Origin of the sequence: Siccibacter colletis (assembly GCF_000696575.1) — a bacterium.
In the GTDB taxonomy this organism is placed as follows: domain Bacteria; phylum Pseudomonadota; class Gammaproteobacteria; order Enterobacterales; family Enterobacteriaceae; genus Siccibacter; species Siccibacter colletis.
This window is the reverse complement of the sequence record NZ_JMSQ01000005.1, coordinates 160,311-174,624: the sequence shown is the minus strand read 5'-3', so window position 1 is coordinate 174,624 and position 14,314 is coordinate 160,311. Positions and strand designations below refer to the sequence as shown.

17 protein-coding genes are annotated in these 14,314 nt (G+C 60.0%); 13 read left to right on the top strand and 4 right to left on the bottom strand.

Annotated features, from left to right (window positions below; genetic code table 11):
* Positions 1-33: 33 nt before the first annotated feature.
* Complete coding sequence (mdtH, locus tag ET34_RS0105170) at positions 34-1,242, bottom strand: multidrug efflux MFS transporter MdtH (protein ID WP_031520046.1); 1,209 nt, start codon at positions 1,240-1,242, stop codon at positions 34-36.
* Between the two features lie 265 nt (positions 1,243-1,507).
* Here mdtH and rimJ point away from each other — a divergent pair, with 265 nt between their 5' ends.
* The 4 genes from rimJ to murJ all read left to right on the top strand — a co-directional run bounded on the left by rimJ (position 1,508) and on the right by murJ (position 5,384).
* Positions 1,508-2,092 carry a ribosomal protein S5-alanine N-acetyltransferase gene (rimJ, locus tag ET34_RS0105165; RefSeq protein ID WP_031520044.1) on the top strand — a complete coding sequence of 195 codons (585 nt, stop codon included), beginning with the start codon at positions 1,508-1,510 and terminating at the stop codon, positions 2,090-2,092.
* Positions 2,093-2,101: 9 nt separating this feature from the next.
* Positions 2,102-2,749: a DUF480 domain-containing protein gene (locus ET34_RS0105160; RefSeq protein ID WP_031520042.1), complete on the top strand. Its 648-nt coding sequence runs from the start codon at positions 2,102-2,104 to the stop codon at positions 2,747-2,749.
* Positions 2,750-2,752: 3 nt separating this feature from the next.
* Complete coding sequence (locus ET34_RS0105155) at positions 2,753-3,676, top strand: Gfo/Idh/MocA family protein (protein WP_031520041.1); 924 nt, start codon at positions 2,753-2,755, stop codon at positions 3,674-3,676.
* Between the two features lie 172 nt (positions 3,677-3,848).
* On the top strand, positions 3,849-5,384 hold the full coding sequence (gene murJ, locus ET34_RS0105150; RefSeq protein ID WP_031520039.1) for a murein biosynthesis integral membrane protein MurJ: 1,536 nt from the start codon (positions 3,849-3,851) through the stop codon (positions 5,382-5,384).
* 67 nt (positions 5,385-5,451) lie between these two features.
* Here the strand turns inward: murJ and flgN are convergent, their stop codons facing one another.
* From flgN to flgA, 3 genes are all read right to left on the bottom strand, one after another.
* A complete protein-coding gene (gene flgN, locus ET34_RS0105145; protein WP_031520038.1) occupies positions 5,452-5,874 on the bottom strand; it encodes a flagella biosynthesis chaperone FlgN in 423 nt (140 codons plus the stop codon).
* Between the two features lie 4 nt (positions 5,875-5,878).
* Positions 5,879-6,172 carry a flagellar biosynthesis anti-sigma factor FlgM gene (flgM, locus tag ET34_RS0105140; protein WP_031520036.1) on the bottom strand — a complete coding sequence of 98 codons (294 nt, stop codon included), beginning with the start codon at positions 6,170-6,172 and terminating at the stop codon, positions 5,879-5,881.
* A gap of 98 nt (positions 6,173-6,270) precedes the next feature.
* A complete protein-coding gene (gene flgA / locus ET34_RS0105135) occupies positions 6,271-6,930 on the bottom strand; it encodes a flagellar basal body P-ring formation chaperone FlgA (RefSeq protein ID WP_031520034.1) in 660 nt (219 codons plus the stop codon).
* 155 nt (positions 6,931-7,085) lie between these two features.
* Between flgA and flgB the strand changes: the two genes are divergently transcribed.
* Genes flgB through flgJ form a run of 9 tightly spaced genes read left to right on the top strand, consistent with a single transcriptional unit; the run spans position 7,086 to position 14,250 of the window.
* Positions 7,086-7,502: a flagellar basal body rod protein FlgB gene (flgB, locus tag ET34_RS0105130; protein ID WP_031520032.1), complete on the top strand. Its 417-nt coding sequence runs from the start codon at positions 7,086-7,088 to the stop codon at positions 7,500-7,502.
* A 3-nt stretch (positions 7,503-7,505) separates the two neighbouring features.
* Entirely contained in the window at positions 7,506-7,910 is a 405-nt protein-coding gene (gene flgC / locus ET34_RS0105125) for a flagellar basal body rod protein FlgC (protein WP_031520030.1), read from the top strand.
* A gap of 11 nt (positions 7,911-7,921) precedes the next feature.
* Entirely contained in the window at positions 7,922-8,599 is a 678-nt protein-coding gene (gene flgD, locus ET34_RS0105120; protein WP_031520029.1) for a flagellar hook assembly protein FlgD, read from the top strand.
* A 26-nt stretch (positions 8,600-8,625) separates the two neighbouring features.
* On the top strand, positions 8,626-9,861 hold the full coding sequence (gene flgE / locus ET34_RS0105115; RefSeq protein ID WP_031520027.1) for a flagellar hook protein FlgE: 1,236 nt from the start codon (positions 8,626-8,628) through the stop codon (positions 9,859-9,861).
* A gap of 20 nt (positions 9,862-9,881) precedes the next feature.
* The gene (locus tag ET34_RS0105110; RefSeq protein WP_031520026.1) at positions 9,882-10,637 is read left to right on the top strand and encodes a flagellar basal body rod protein FlgF; all 756 of its coding nucleotides are present in this window, start codon (positions 9,882-9,884) and stop codon (positions 10,635-10,637) included.
* 15 nt (positions 10,638-10,652) lie between these two features.
* Positions 10,653-11,435, top strand: coding sequence for a flagellar basal-body rod protein FlgG (gene flgG / locus ET34_RS0105105; RefSeq protein ID WP_031520025.1), 783 nt, complete (start codon positions 10,653-10,655; stop codon positions 11,433-11,435).
* A gap of 59 nt (positions 11,436-11,494) precedes the next feature.
* Positions 11,495-12,193, top strand: a complete 699-nt coding sequence (flgH, locus tag ET34_RS0105100) for a flagellar basal body L-ring protein FlgH (RefSeq protein ID WP_201770421.1) — start codon at positions 11,495-11,497, stop codon at positions 12,191-12,193.
* 12 nt (positions 12,194-12,205) lie between these two features.
* Positions 12,206-13,303, top strand: a complete 1,098-nt coding sequence (locus ET34_RS0105095; RefSeq protein ID WP_031520021.1) for a flagellar basal body P-ring protein FlgI — start codon at positions 12,206-12,208, stop codon at positions 13,301-13,303.
* Positions 13,303-14,250 (top strand): flagellar assembly peptidoglycan hydrolase FlgJ, encoded by a 948-nt coding sequence (gene flgJ, locus ET34_RS0105090; protein ID WP_031520019.1) that lies wholly within the window; start codon positions 13,303-13,305, stop codon positions 14,248-14,250. The genes ET34_RS0105095 and flgJ overlap by 1 nt, the downstream gene beginning before the upstream one ends.
* The last annotated feature ends 64 nt before the right edge of the window (positions 14,251-14,314 follow it).

The window sequence follows — 14,314 nt, the reverse complement described above, 5'->3', positions numbered from 1 at the left end:
TTCAGTATGGGAGAGAAAAAACCAGGCAGCAAATCAGGTGCCTGGCTCGAACATGGTTGGCGCCGGGCGTTTCTGGCTAAACTGCCACCACAGCGCAAGGAAGGTCATGCCGCCGATGATACCGAGCATCAGCCACGGCAGCTCGGGCTGGCCGCTGGCTTTACCGGCATCAAAGAACCAGCCGCCGCCCGCATAACCCAGCGCGCCGCCAAAGGCCAGCCCCAGACGGCTGAAGCCCATATAGCTGCCGCGCGCCCGGTAATCCGCCAGCGACGCGCTCAGGGTTTCCCGCGCCGGCTCGGCAATAATCGACCCAAGATAGAACAGGCAGATAAGGGTAAACAGCTGCTGCAGTGAACTGGTCAGCCCCACCGGCAGCAGGCTCAGCGTCATTAACAGCAGACCCGCCATCAGCCGGTGCTCCAGCCGGAAATATTTTTCCGTCACGCGCGCGATCGGGTAGAGCAGGGTCAGTGAGAGCGTGGCCTCAATGGCGTACATCCACTTCACCGCCGCCGGGGTACCGGCCAGATCGTTCACCATGATTGGCAGCATCAGCATCACCTGAACCGCCAGCATGTAGTAGCCGGTGAGGGTCAGCACGTAAGTCACGAAACGTCGATCGCGCAGCACCCGACCCAGCCCCTCGCGCACCGGGATCTTCACCGTCGACAGCTTCCAGGCCGGCAGCCAGATGGCGTTAAACAGCGCGCAGAGCACAAACACCAGCGCCCCGGCGGCGCACACCAGCCGGAAATCGTACTGCAGCAGCCAGCTGCCGAATAGCGCACCGATCACCGCCCCGGCGCTGTCCTGCATCATCAGCAGCGAGAAAAAGCGTCCGCGCTGGGCAGGCGGCACCAGCTTCACCACCAGCGCCGAACGCGGCGGATCGAACAGCGTGCCGCCGAGCGCCGACAGCACGCAGGAGAACCACAGCATCCAGGGCTCTACCGCCACCGCCATAGTGGCAAAGCCCGCTGCGCGCAGCAGCATCCCGGTAACGATCATCGGTTTTGCGCCAAAGCGGTCGGCGATGGCCCCGCCAAAGATCCCCAGCCCCTGTTGAATAAACTGGCGCAGGCCGAGCGCAATCCCCACCATCAGCGCCGCCCACCCCAGTTGATCGACGAAGCGAATGGAGATAAGCGGGAAGACGACGAAGAAGCCGAGCACGACCAACATATTATCGATAAGCAGGAAATATTTACCCAGGCTCCTTGCCTGTGAAACGCTGGCCATTTCCCCTCCGGGAAAGTGACAGGAAAAGAGCTCTATTCTGCGGTGCCGCTGGTTATTTTCCCACCCGCGCGGCGACAATATTTTTTCATCAAACCCGTGCTTTGATTGACGACATTCATCGACACCGGCCCCGCCCGCAAAAAAATGACGCGTAACGGTTTTCCCTGTTCTCTTTTCGGCAGGTATAGTAATTGAATGAAGAGGATACGCGCCCGGTGCCCGGCGAGGTAAAGGGAGGTTCCGGTGAATGAAGGAGCAGCACACGATGTTTGGCTACCGCAGTAATGCGCCGAAAGTAAGACTGACAACTGACCGCCTGGTGGTGCGTCTGGTGTACGACCGCGACGCATGGCGTCTGGCAGACTACTACGCCGAGAACCGGCAGTTTCTCAAGCCCTGGGAGCCGGTGCGCGATGACAGCCACTGCTATCCCTCCGGCTGGCAGGCGCGGCTCAGCATGATCAATGAACTGCACAAGCAGGGTAATGCATTTTACTTTGCGCTGCTCGACCCGGACGAAACCGAGATCCGCGGCGTAGCGAATTTTTCCAACGTGGTGCGCGGCTCGTTTCACGCCTGCTACCTCGGCTATTCGCTGGGGGAGAAGTGGCAGGGGCAGGGGATGATGTTCGAAGCCCTGACCAGCGCCATTCGCTATATGCAGCGCACCCAGCATATTCACCGCATCATGGCGAACTACATGCCCCACAACCAGCGCAGCGGCGATTTGCTGGCGCGTCTTGGCTTTGAGAAAGAGGGCTACGCCAAAGACTATCTGTTGATTGACGGCGAGTGGCGCGATCACGTGTTGACCGCGCTGACTACTCGCCAGTGGACCCCGGGCCGTTAAGGAGACTCAATGAAATATCAGCTATCGCCTGAAGAGGCGCGGGTAACTGGCGTGCTACTTGAAAAGCAGGTCACGACCCCCGAGCAGTATCCGCTGTCGCTCAACGCCGTGGTGACCGGCTGCAACCAGAAAACCAACCGCGAGCCGGTGCTGAACTTTGAGGACGCGGAGGTCCAGGATCTGCTCGACGCGCTGGTGAAGCGCCACTTCCTGCGCACCGTCAGCGGCTTTGGTAACCGGGTCACCAAATATGAGCAGCGTTTCTGCAATTCCGAATTCGGCAACCTGAAGTTCACGCCGGCCGAGGTGGCGCTGATTACCACGCTGCTGCTGCGCGGCCCGCAGACTGCCGGCGAGCTGCGTTTCCGCGCCGCCCGCATGCATGAATTCGCCGATATTACCGAGGTGGAAAACGCGCTTGAGGCGCTGGCGAACCGTGAGGATGGCCCGTTTGTGGCGCGTCTGGCGCGCGAGCCGGGAAAACGTGAAAGCCGCTATATGCATCTGTTCAGCGGCGATGCCGCACCGGATACAGTTGCCGCCACGGTAACCGCTGCCCCTGCCGGGGCGCTGGAGGCGCGCGTCGAGGCGCTGGAAGCTGAAGTCGCGGAGCTGAAAACGCGGCTGCAGCATGTGCTGGCACACCTGGGAGAATAAGCGATGGCGACATTACGTATTGGGGTAGTAGGACTGGGCGGCATCGCGCAGAAAGCCTGGTTGCCGGTGCTGTCACACGCGACCGACTGGACGCTGGAAGGGGCGTTTTCCCCGACCCGCGACAAAGCACTGCCGGTGTGCGCGGCCTACCGGATGCCCTATGTGGATTCGCTGGCGAACCTTGCCGCGCGCTGCGATGCGGTATTTGTCCACAGCGCGACCAGTAGCCACTATGCGGTGGTGAGCGAGCTGCTTAACGCCGGGGTGCACGTCTGCGTCGATAAGCCGCTGGCCGAGAACCTGGCGGATGCTGAACGGCTGGTGGAGCTGGCAGCAAAGCGCCGGCTGACGCTGATGGTTGGCTTCAACCGTCGCTTCGCCCCGCGCTATCAGGCACTGAAAGCGGCGCTGGGCGATGCAGCATCCATTCGCATGGACAAACACCGCAGCGACAGCGTCGGGCCACACGACCTGCGTTTCACGCTGCTGGATGATTATCTGCACGTGGTGGACACCGCGCTGTGGCTGGCGGGCGGCGACGCAGCGCTGGCCAGCGGGACGCTGCTCACCAATGAGCAGGGGCAGATGCTCTACGCCGAGCACCATTTTGCCCGTGACGCGCTACAGATCACCACCAGTATGCACCGTCGCGCCGGCAGCCAGCGTGAATGGGTACAGGCGGTGACGGACGGCGGCCTGTTTGAGGTCACCGATATGCGTGAATGGCGCGAAGAGCGCGGTGCCGGGGTGGTGACACAGCCGGTGCCCGGCTGGCAAAGCACGCTGGAGCAGCGCGGTTTCGCCGGCTGCGCCCGGCACTTCATCGACTGCGTCACAAATCAGACGGTTCCGCAAACCGCAGGCGAACAGGCGCTGCTGGCGCAACGGGTAGTGGAAAAGCTCTGGCGCGAGGCGATGAGCGAATAAGGCAAGTAGTAATTCCGCCTTAACTGAGTAGACTAAGCGCTTCGCTGATACCGACGCCTGTAAACGCAGGCGTCTGCCCGCATTCTTCCGTCGATACGTCCCGCGCAGCGTGCCTGTGCGGTGATGGCTGGCCGGGAATGACGGGCGTTTGTGTTTATGGATCCCGACACTAATGAACCTGTTAAAATCGCTGGCCGCCGTCAGCTCGATGACCATGTTTTCCCGCGTGCTTGGCTTTGCTCGCGATGCTATTGTGGCGCGCGTGTTTGGCGCCGGGGTCGCGACCGACGCCTTCTTTGTGGCGTTCAAGCTGCCCAACCTGCTGCGGCGCATCTTTGCCGAGGGGGCGTTCTCTCAGGCGTTTGTCCCCATCCTTGCCGAGTACAAAAACAAGCAGGGCGAAGACGCCACCCGGGTGTTTGTGGCCTACGTGTCCGGGCTGCTGACGCTGGCGCTGGCGGTGGTCACGGTACTCGGTATGCTCGCGGCACCCTGGGTGATTCTGGTTACCGCGCCGGGCTTTGCCGATACGCCGGATAAATTCACGCTCACTTCCCAGCTGCTGCGCATCACCTTCCCCTATATTTTGCTGATCTCGCTGGCGTCGCTGGCCGGGGCGATCCTCAATACCTGGAACCGCTTCTCGGTCCCGGCGTTTGCCCCTACCTTCCTGAACGTCAGCATGATCGGCTTTGCGCTGTTCGCCGCACCTTACTTTGACCCGCCGGTGCTGGCGCTGGCCTGGGCGGTGACGGTTGGCGGGGTGCTGCAGCTGGTGTATCAGCTTCCGCACCTGAAGAAAATTGGCATGCTGGTGCTGCCGCGCATCAACCTGCGCGATGCCGGGGCGATGCGGGTGGTGAAGCAGATGGGGCCGGCGATCCTCGGCGTCTCCGTCGGGCAGATCTCGCTCATCATCAATACCATTTTTGCCTCCTTCCTCGCCTCCGGCTCGGTATCGTGGATGTACTATGCCGACCGCCTGATGGAGTTCCCCTCCGGCGTGCTGGGCGTGGCGCTGGGCACCATTCTGCTGCCGTCGCTGGCGAAAACCGTCTCCAGCGGCAATCAGGACGAGTACTGCCGCCTGATGGACTGGGGGCTGCGCCTGTGCTTTTTACTGGCGCTGCCGTGCGCCGTCGCGCTGGCAATCCTCGCGAAACCGCTCACGGTGTCGCTGTTCCAGTACGGCAAATTCACCGCGTTTGACGCTGCCATGACCCAGCGGGCGCTAATGGCCTATTGCGTGGGGCTTATCGGCATCATTCTGGTGAAGGTGCTGGCACCGGGCTTCTATGCGCGCCAGGACATTAAAACCCCGGTGCGCATCGCTATCGTCACGCTGATCATGACCCAACTGATGAACCTCGCGTTTATCGGTCCGCTGAAGCACGCGGGCCTGTCGCTGTCGATTGGTCTGGCGGCCTGTCTCAATGCCAGCCTGCTTTACTGGCAGCTGCGCAAGCGCAATATCTTTACCCCGCTGCCGGGCTGGCGCGCTTTCCTGCTGCGTCTGATTGCTGCGGTACTGGTGATGGCGGGCGTGCTGTTCGGCGTGCTGCACCTGATGCCGGCCTGGGAGGAGGGCACCATGCTCTGGCGTCTGCTGCGTCTGATGGGCGTGGTGGTTATCGGGGCAGGCAGCTACTTCGCAACGCTGGCGCTGCTCGGTTTCAGGCCGCGGGACTTTGCCCGCCGTACCGTCTAGCGCCGCAGAGCGCCCATAAAAAAAGCCCGGATTAACCGGGCTTTTTTGTATTCCTGCACCATGAGGATTAAATCGAAATCTTCTTGCCGCCGCGGCTCAGGGTCGAGGCGTGACCGTCTGCACCATAGAGACCTGGCTCCTGGTGCGGCTTGAGCACTTCAAGGGCGCGCTGATTAAGCGCAATCTGCCCTTCAAGCAGCCAGCCGTTGTGTTGGTTCAGCTCGCGCAGGTGCTGAGTTTTGCGCGTGATCATCTGCCAGCGCTGCGCGACGTCTTCATCCGCGTTACGCGTCGCTGTTTGCTCAGCGCGACGCTGTTGTTCCAGATAATCAAGGGTCGCCAGCAGCGAACTTTTTTCTTCGGTGATTCGTTGTAGCGTGCTGCTGTTGATCTGTCCGGCGGATAAATGTAGCTGCTCGGCATCCATCACCTCTTTCAGCGAGTTGAGGATGGTGGTCATTTGGTCCAACACTTCTGACAGACGGCTCATACCATTATTTATCCTGCAGGAAACTCTGGGCGTCGGAAATCAGGGCGTCTGCAATTTTACCGGTATCCATTTTCAGCTCGCCGTTACGGATAGCGGTTTTTAACGCCTCAACTTTTTCCATGTTGATATCGTTGGTGCCTGGCTGCATCAGTGTCGCCTGGGCATCGCTCAGGGTCACGTTGGCGCTGCTGGCAGTGAGCGCTTTTTCAAGACGCGTTTTCTGCGGCAGGGCTTCGTTCGGTTCACGGGACTGCACAGTGCTAACCGGTTTTAACGGCGAGGTACGATCAATGCTCATTCTTTAGTCCTCATTGAGGGGGCTCAGGGGGCAGCAGAGCCAGTCATCATCAGTAGTTGATTATCTCTATCGGCAGCATTCTGGAAATCTTTAAACCATTACAGATTTATAAGAATATTCCCATCAGGATTGACGGTTCCGCTCACGACCTGACCCGACGCCATGCGGACCCGGGCGTTTTGCGCCACCGCCGCATTGTTCAGCGCCTGGCCTTCGCTGTTCACGCTAAACCCGTCGCCGCTGGCGACCACCATCACCCGCTGGCCCGCTTTTACACGCCATGCCTGGCGCACCATCGACAGCATAACCGTTTGTCCCGGCGCGAGGTCGCGCAATGTTACCGCATCCTGCGCCTGGTTGATATCCAGCATGGCACGCGGTGGCAGCTGGTCAAGGCGACCGCGCTTAAGCGTCACGCTGCCGGCACTCAGGGACGTGCCGCGCGGGATAGCCTGAGTGGCGACAACGTAATTGCCCGTCGCCTGCACCGTGACCTGAATGTAGCGCTTCTCGCCGGGGCAGCGCGCCACGACGTTCAGGTTGCCCCACAGGCGCGCGTTACCCGGCATGCTCAGCTCCGGCTGCTCGCAGCCAGGCAATAAATTATCGGGAGTACGCACCGTGACATTAATTTCATCGCTGATACCGGAGAGGCGGGTGGCAAAAAACTGCGTAAGTTGCGGCTCAAGCGCGGACGAAAAGGCCACCTGACTTAACAGGATAAAGGTTGCGGCAGTAAGGCGGAGCAGGTTTTTCATGGTGGTCCTCCGGTAAAGGAATGGCCATGAGTGTACAAGGTTGGTCAAACCTTCAACGCAATAAATAGCGACGCATTTTGCGTTTATTCCGTCGATAACGCGCGCGAAAGGCGAATTAAGCTGTCGGCCATATCTTTGCAATCAGCGGAGGAACCATGATCGACAAACTCGACGCCACGCTGCGTTTTGAACAAGAAGCGCTCAACCTGCGTGCCCAGCGTCAGGAGATCCTGTCAGCCAATATCGCGAACGCGGATACCCCCGGGTATCAGGCGCGCGATATTGATTTTTCCAGCGAGCTCAAAAAAGTAATGGAGCGTGGACGGGCAGACGGCAGTGGTGTGGCGCTGTCGATGACCTCCGCGCGCCATATTCCTGCCCAGACCCATGCTGCCCCGGCGCTTGATCTGAAGTACCGCATTCCCGATCAGCCTTCGATGGATGGTAACACCGTCGATATGGACCGTGAGCGTACCCAGTTTGCCGATAACAGCCTGAAGTACCAGTCGGACCTCCAGTTCCTCGGTGGGCAGATCAAAAGCATGATGTCCGTACTTTCGAATGGTGGCTAACCGATGGCTTTACTGAACATTTTTGACATTGCCGGCTCTGCGATGACCGCACAGTCCAAGCGTATGAACGTGGCGGCGAGTAACCTCGCTAACGCCGACAGCGTCACCGGCCCGGACGGACAGCCGTACCGCGCCAAACAGGTGGTGTTTGAAGTTGATGCGCCGACCGGTGCGGCAACCGGCGGCGTAAAGGTTTCCGGGGTAGTAGAAAGCCAGGCGCCGGACAAGCTGGTGTATGAGCCGGGCAACCCGCTCGCTGATGCCAATGGTTATGTGCGCATGCCTAACGTTGATGTCGTTGGGGAGATGGTGAACTCCATGTCCGCGTCCCGCAGCTATCAGGCGAACGTGGAAGTGTTGAACACCGTAAAAAGCATGATGCTTAAAACGCTGACCATTGGTCAATAAAGGAGAGCGGTATGGCAATTGATCCAACCATGAGCAGCACGTCTGGCGTTTCCAGTACCAGTACGTCCTCAACCGGCGCGGCGGCCAGTAACAGTGCTGCTGACCTGCAGAACAGCTTCCTGACGCTGCTGGTGGCCCAGTTGAAAAACCAGGACCCCACCAACCCGATGGAAAACAACGAACTGACCACCCAGCTGGCGCAGATCAACACCGTGAGCGGGATTGAGAAGCTGAACACCACGCTCGGATCTATTTCCGGTCAGATCGATAACACCCAGTCGCTGGCGGCCAGCGCCCTCATCGGCCACGGCGTGATGATCCCGGGCTCGACCATTCTGGCTGGCAACAAAACCACGACGCCGTTTGGCGTGGAGCTGGTGCAGGCAGCCGATAAAGTCACCGCCACCGTTACCGATAAGAGCGGTGCCGTGGTACGTACCATTGATATCGGTGCCCTGAGCGCCGGGGTTCATACCTTTAGCTGGGACGGCACGCTGGCAGACGGCAGCGCCGCCCCGGATGGTTCTTACAATGTTTCGATCAGTGCCAGCAGCAGTGGTACTCAGCTGGTCGCGCAGCCGCTTCACTTTGCAATGGTGAACGGCATTACCCGCAGTAACGGTCAGAGCTTACTGGATCTGGGTACCTACGGGACGAAAACCTTAGACGACGTTCGTCAAATTATTTAAGCCTTTAATCTTATCGGGAGTAAGACATGGCCTTTTCACAAGCGGTCAGCGGCCTGAATGCTGCGAGCACCAACCTCGACGTAATTGGTAACAACATTGCCAACTCCGCCACCTATGGCTTTAAATCCGGTTCCGTTTCTTTTGCCGACATGTTTGCCGGTTCGAAAGCGGGTCTGGGCGTTAAGGTTGCCGGTATCACTCAGGACTTCGGCGACGGCGTGACCACCAACACCGGTCGTAAGCTGGACGTTGCGATTAGCCAGAACGGTTTCTTCCGTCTGGTTGATAGCAACGGCGGCGTGTTCTACAGCCGTAACGGTCAGTTTAAAGTTGACCAGAACAGCAACCTGGTGAACATGCAGGGCATGTCCGTGACCGGTTATCCGGCTGCCGGCACCCCGCCGACCATCCAGCAGGGTGCTGACCCGATTGCCCTGACTATCCCGACCGGTCAGATGCCTGCCAGCGCCACCAACAGCGCGCAGCTGGTAATGAACCTGAACTCGTCTGACGATCCTATCACGTTGACTGCCGCGTCGCCTTTCGATCCCGCTAACTCCGATACCTATAACAAAAGCGTGCCGTTGACCGTATACGACAGCCTGGGTAACGATCACAACGTGAAGCTGTACTACGTGAAAACCGGCGCCAACACCTGGGATGTCTACAACATGGACACCAGCGTGACCACCACGGCACCGACCGCGCCGCTGACTACCCTGACCTTCACACCGAGTGGAGCACTGGAATCCGTGGGCGGTGTTGCAGGCGCAACCCAGGCGACCATTAACATGGCCAGCCTGAACGGTTCCGCTGCCGGTAACTTCACCCTGAGCTTCGCCGGGTCTACCCAGCAGAACACCGGTGCCAACACCCTGTTGAGCTCCAACCAGAACGGCTACAAGCCGGGCGACCTGGTGGGCTATGACATCAACGACGACGGCACCATCGTGGGTAACTACTCCAACGATCAGAAACAGCTGCTGGGTCAGATCGTACTGGCTGGCTTCGCGAACCCGGAAGGCCTGACCTCTCAGGGCGACAACGTCTGGGCTGCTACCACTGCCTCCGGCGTTGAGCTGCTGGGTTCTGCCGGTACCGGCAACCTCGGTAAGCTGACCAGCGGTGCGCTGGAAGCCTCGAACGTGGATCTGAGTAAAGAACTGGTGAATATGATCGTCGCGCAGCGTAACTATCAGTCGAACGCGCAGACCATCAAAACCCAGGACTCGATCCTCAACACCCTGGTTAACCTGCGCTAAGCGACTAACGGGACGGCTTAATGGATCACGCAATATATACCGCCATGGGCGCGGCCAGTCAGACCCTGAATCAACAGGCGGTGACGGCCAGCAACCTGGCCAACGCCTCCACCCCGGGTTTCCGTGCGCAGCTCAATGCGCTGCGCGCGGTACCGGTCGAAGGGCTGTCGCTGCCAACCCGCACGCTGGTCACCGCCTCAACGCCTGGGGCGAACATGACTCCGGGCGATCTGGATTACACCACGCGTCCGCTGGACGTGGCGCTGCAACAGGACGGTTGGCTGGCCGTGCAGGGCGCAGACGGTGCGGAAGCTTACACCCGCAACGGTAACATCCAGGTGAGCGCCACCGGCCAGTTGACCATTCAGGGTCGTCCGGTAATGGGCGACGGCGGTCCGATCGTCGTGCCGGAAGGCGCGCAGGTCACTATCGCAGCCGACGGTACTATCTCGTCCCTCAACCCGGGCGATGCGCCAAACACGGTAGCACCGGTAGGGCGTCTGAAGCTGGTGAAGGCGGAAGCCAATGAGGTGGTGCGCGGTGACGACGGTCTGTTCCGTCTTAACGCGCAGGCCCAGCAGGCGCGTGGTGCGGTGCTCCAGCCGGACCCGACTATTCGCGTAATGGCCGGCGTGCTTGAGGGCAGCAACGTTAAGCCCGTCGAAGCGATGACCGACATGATTGCCAACGCGCGCCGCTTTGAGATGCAGATGAAAATCATCTCCAGCGTCGATGACAACGAACAGCGAGCGAATCAGCTCCTGTCGATGAGCTAATAAACAGGACTTTCTATGATCAGTTCATTATGGATCGCTAAAACCGGTCTGGACGCGCAGCAAACCAATATGGATGTCATCGCCAACAACCTGGCGAACGTGAGCACCAATGGTTTCAAGCGCCAGCGCGCGGTATTTGAAGATCTGCTGTACCAAACCATCCGTCAGCCGGGGGCGCAGTCCTCCGAGCAGACCACGCTGCCGTCCGGTCTGCAGATCGGTACCGGTGTGCGTCCGGTGGCGACTGAGCGTCTGCACAGCCAGGGCAACCTCGCGCAGACCAACAACAGTAAAGACGTGGCGATCAAAGGCCAGGGCTTCTTCCAGATCCTGCTGCCGGACGGCACTTCCGCGTATACCCGCGACGGTTCCTTCCAGGTTGATCAGAACGGTCAGCTGGTGACCGCCGGTGGTTTCCAGGTTCAGCCTGCGATCACCATCCCGGCGAACTCCCTCAGCATCACCGTCGGTCGTGACGGCGTGGTGAGCGTCACCCAACAGGGCGCCGCGGCACCGGTGCAGGTCGGCCAGATTAACCTGACCACCTTCATGAACGACAGCGGTCTGGAAAGTATTGGTGAAAACCTCTACACCGAGACCCTGGCCTCCGGCGCGCCGAACGAGAGCACGCCGGGCCTGAACGGTTCCGGTCTGCTGTATCAGGGGTATGTGGAAACCTCTAACGTCAACGTCGCTGAAGAGCTGGTGAACATGATCCAGGTTCAGCGCGCTTACGAAATCAACAGTAAAGCGGTCTCCACCACAGACCAGATGCTGCAAAAACTGACGCAACTCTAAGGCCGGGTTCGGCGTGATGGGTTTCGTCACGCCGACCGCCTAAACTGAAGATGAAAGCAATGCAAAAAACCGGTGCGCAATTCAGCCCTTTAGTGATGACTCTGACGCTCGCCCTGACAGGCTGCGCATGGGTGCCTTCTACACCACTGGTCCAGGGGGCGACGACCGCTCAGCCCGTACCCGCGCCCGCGCCGGTCGTTAACGGATCTATTTTCCAGTCGGTACAACCGATCAACTACGGCTACCAGCCGCTGTTTGAGGATCGTCGTCCGCGTAACGTCGGCGATACCCTGACCATTCAGCTGCAGGAAAACGTCAGCGCGAGCAAAAGCTCCTCCGCTAACGCCAGCCGCACCAGCTCCAGTAAATTCGGCTTCGACGCCGTGCCGCGCTATCTCGAAGGCCTGTTTGGCAACGCGCGCGCTGACATGAGCGCGTCCGGGGATAACGGCTTTAACGGCAAAGGCGGCGCTAACGCCAACAACACCTTCAGCGGCACGCTGACCGTGACCGTCGATCAGGTGCTGGCGAACGGCAACCTGCACGTGGTGGGTGAAAAGCAGATCGCCATCAATCAGGGCACAGAATTTATCCGCTTCTCGGGCGTGGTTAACCCGCGCACCATCAGCGGTACCAATACGGTTCCTTCCACCCAGGTGGCGGATGCCCGTATCGAATATGTCGGCAACGGCTATATCAACGAAGCGCAGAACATGGGTTGGCTGCAGCGCTTCTTCCTCAATTTATCGCCGATGTAAGCGGGGTGACACATGGTTAAATCACTGCTCGGAATGGTTCTGCTGCTGGTCGCTACGGTGTCCCAGGCAGAGCGCATTCGCGATCTCACCAGCGTACAGGGCGTGCGCCAGAACTCCCTTATCGGCTACGGCCTGGTGGTGGGTCTGGACGGCACGGGTGACCAGACCACCCAGACGCCATTTACCACCCAGACGCTGAACAACATGCTGTCCCAGCTCGGGATCACCGTCCCGACCGGCACTAACATGCAGCTGAAGAACGTGGCTGCGGTTATGGTCACGGCTAACTTCCCGGCGTTCGGTCGCCAGGGGCAGGCCATTGACGTCGTAGTCTCGTCGATGGGTAACGCCAAAAGCCTGCGCGGCGGTACGCTGCTGATGACCCCGCTGAAAGGCGTGGACAACCAGGTTTATGCCCTGGCCCAGGGTAACATCCTCGTTGGCGGTGCCGGCGCGGCGGCCGGTGGCAGCAGCGTACAGGTTAACCAGCTCAACGGTGGACGTATCACCGGCGGGGCGATGATTGAGCGCGAGCTGCCGAGCCAGTTTGGGTCGGGCAATACCATCAATCTTCAGCTGAATAACGAAGACTTCACCCTGGCGCAGCAGATCACTGACACCATCAACCGCGCGCGCGGCTACGGCAGCGCCACCGCGCTGGATGCCCGCACCGTGCAGATCCGCGTGCCGGGCGGCAACAGCTCCCAGGTGCGTATGCTGGCGGACATCCAGAACCTGCAGGTGAACGTGGCGGTGCAGGATGCGAAGATCATTATCAACTCCCGTACCGGCTCGGTGGTAATGAACCGCGAAGTCTCCCTGGACAGCTGTGCTGTGGCGCAGGGTAACCTGTCGGTGACGGTGAATCAGAACCTGAACGTCAACCAGCCGGATACGCCGTTTGGCGGCGGTCAGACCGTGGTGACCCCGCAGACCCAGATCGATCTGCGTCAGGAAGGCGGTTCGCTGCAGAGCGTACGCGCCAGCGCCAACCTCAACAGCGTCGTCCGCGCTCTGAATGCGCTGGGTGCCACGCCGATGGAGCTGATGTCGGTGATCCAGGCGATGGAAAGCGCAGGCTGCCTGCGTGCAAAAGTGGAAATCATCTGATGCTGACAGATAGCAAATTGCTGGCCAGCGCGGCGTTTGACGCCCGCTCGCTCAACGACCTGAAAGCCGAGGCCGGGAAAGACCCACAGGGCAACCTCAAGCAGGTTGCCCGCCAGGTGGAAGGGATGTTTGTCCAGATGATGCTGAAAAGCATGCGTGAAGCGCTGCCGAAAGACGGCATGTTCAGCAGCGAGCAGACGCGGCTTTATACCAGCATGTATGACCAGCAGATTGCGCAGCACATGACGGCGGGCAAGGGACTTGGTCTTGCGGAGCAGATGGTGAAGCAGATGAGCGGCCAGCCGCTGATGCCAGCCGACGAGGCGCCGCAGGTACCGATGAAGTTCCCGCTGGAAACGGTGACCAGTTATCAAAATCAGACCCTGACCCAGCTGGTGCGCAGCGCCGTGCCGAAGCCGCCGAGCAATGACGAACCGCTGAGCGGCGACAGCAAGGACTTCCTGGCGCAGCTCTCGCTGCCGGCGCGTCTCGCCAGCCAGCAGAGCGGCATTCCGCACCACCTGATTCTGGCCCAGGCGGCGCTGGAGTCGGGCTGGGGCCAGCGTCAGATCAAGACCGAAAGCGGCGAACCAAGCTTCAACCTGTTCGGCGTGAAGGCGAGCGGCAGCTGGAAGGGGCCGGTCACCGAGATCACCACCACCGAATTCGAGAACGGCGAAGCGAAGAAAGTGAAGGCGAAGTTCCGCGTTTACGGCTCCTATCTGGAAGCGCTCTCCGATTACGTCGGACTGCTGACCCGCAATCCGCGCTACGCGGCGGTGACCACCGCGGCTACGCCGGAGCAGGGGGCGCAGGCGCTGCAGAGCGCCGGTTACGCGACCGATCCGAACTACGCGCGCAAGCTCAACACCATGATTCAGCAGCTGAAAGCGATGAGCGACAAGGTCAGCAAAACCTACAGCAACGATCTGTCGAATCTGTTCTGAAATTTCTCAAGTTTGCGCTGGTCCTGCCGATAAATTTCATCAGGACTACTGTCTTGATTGTTCA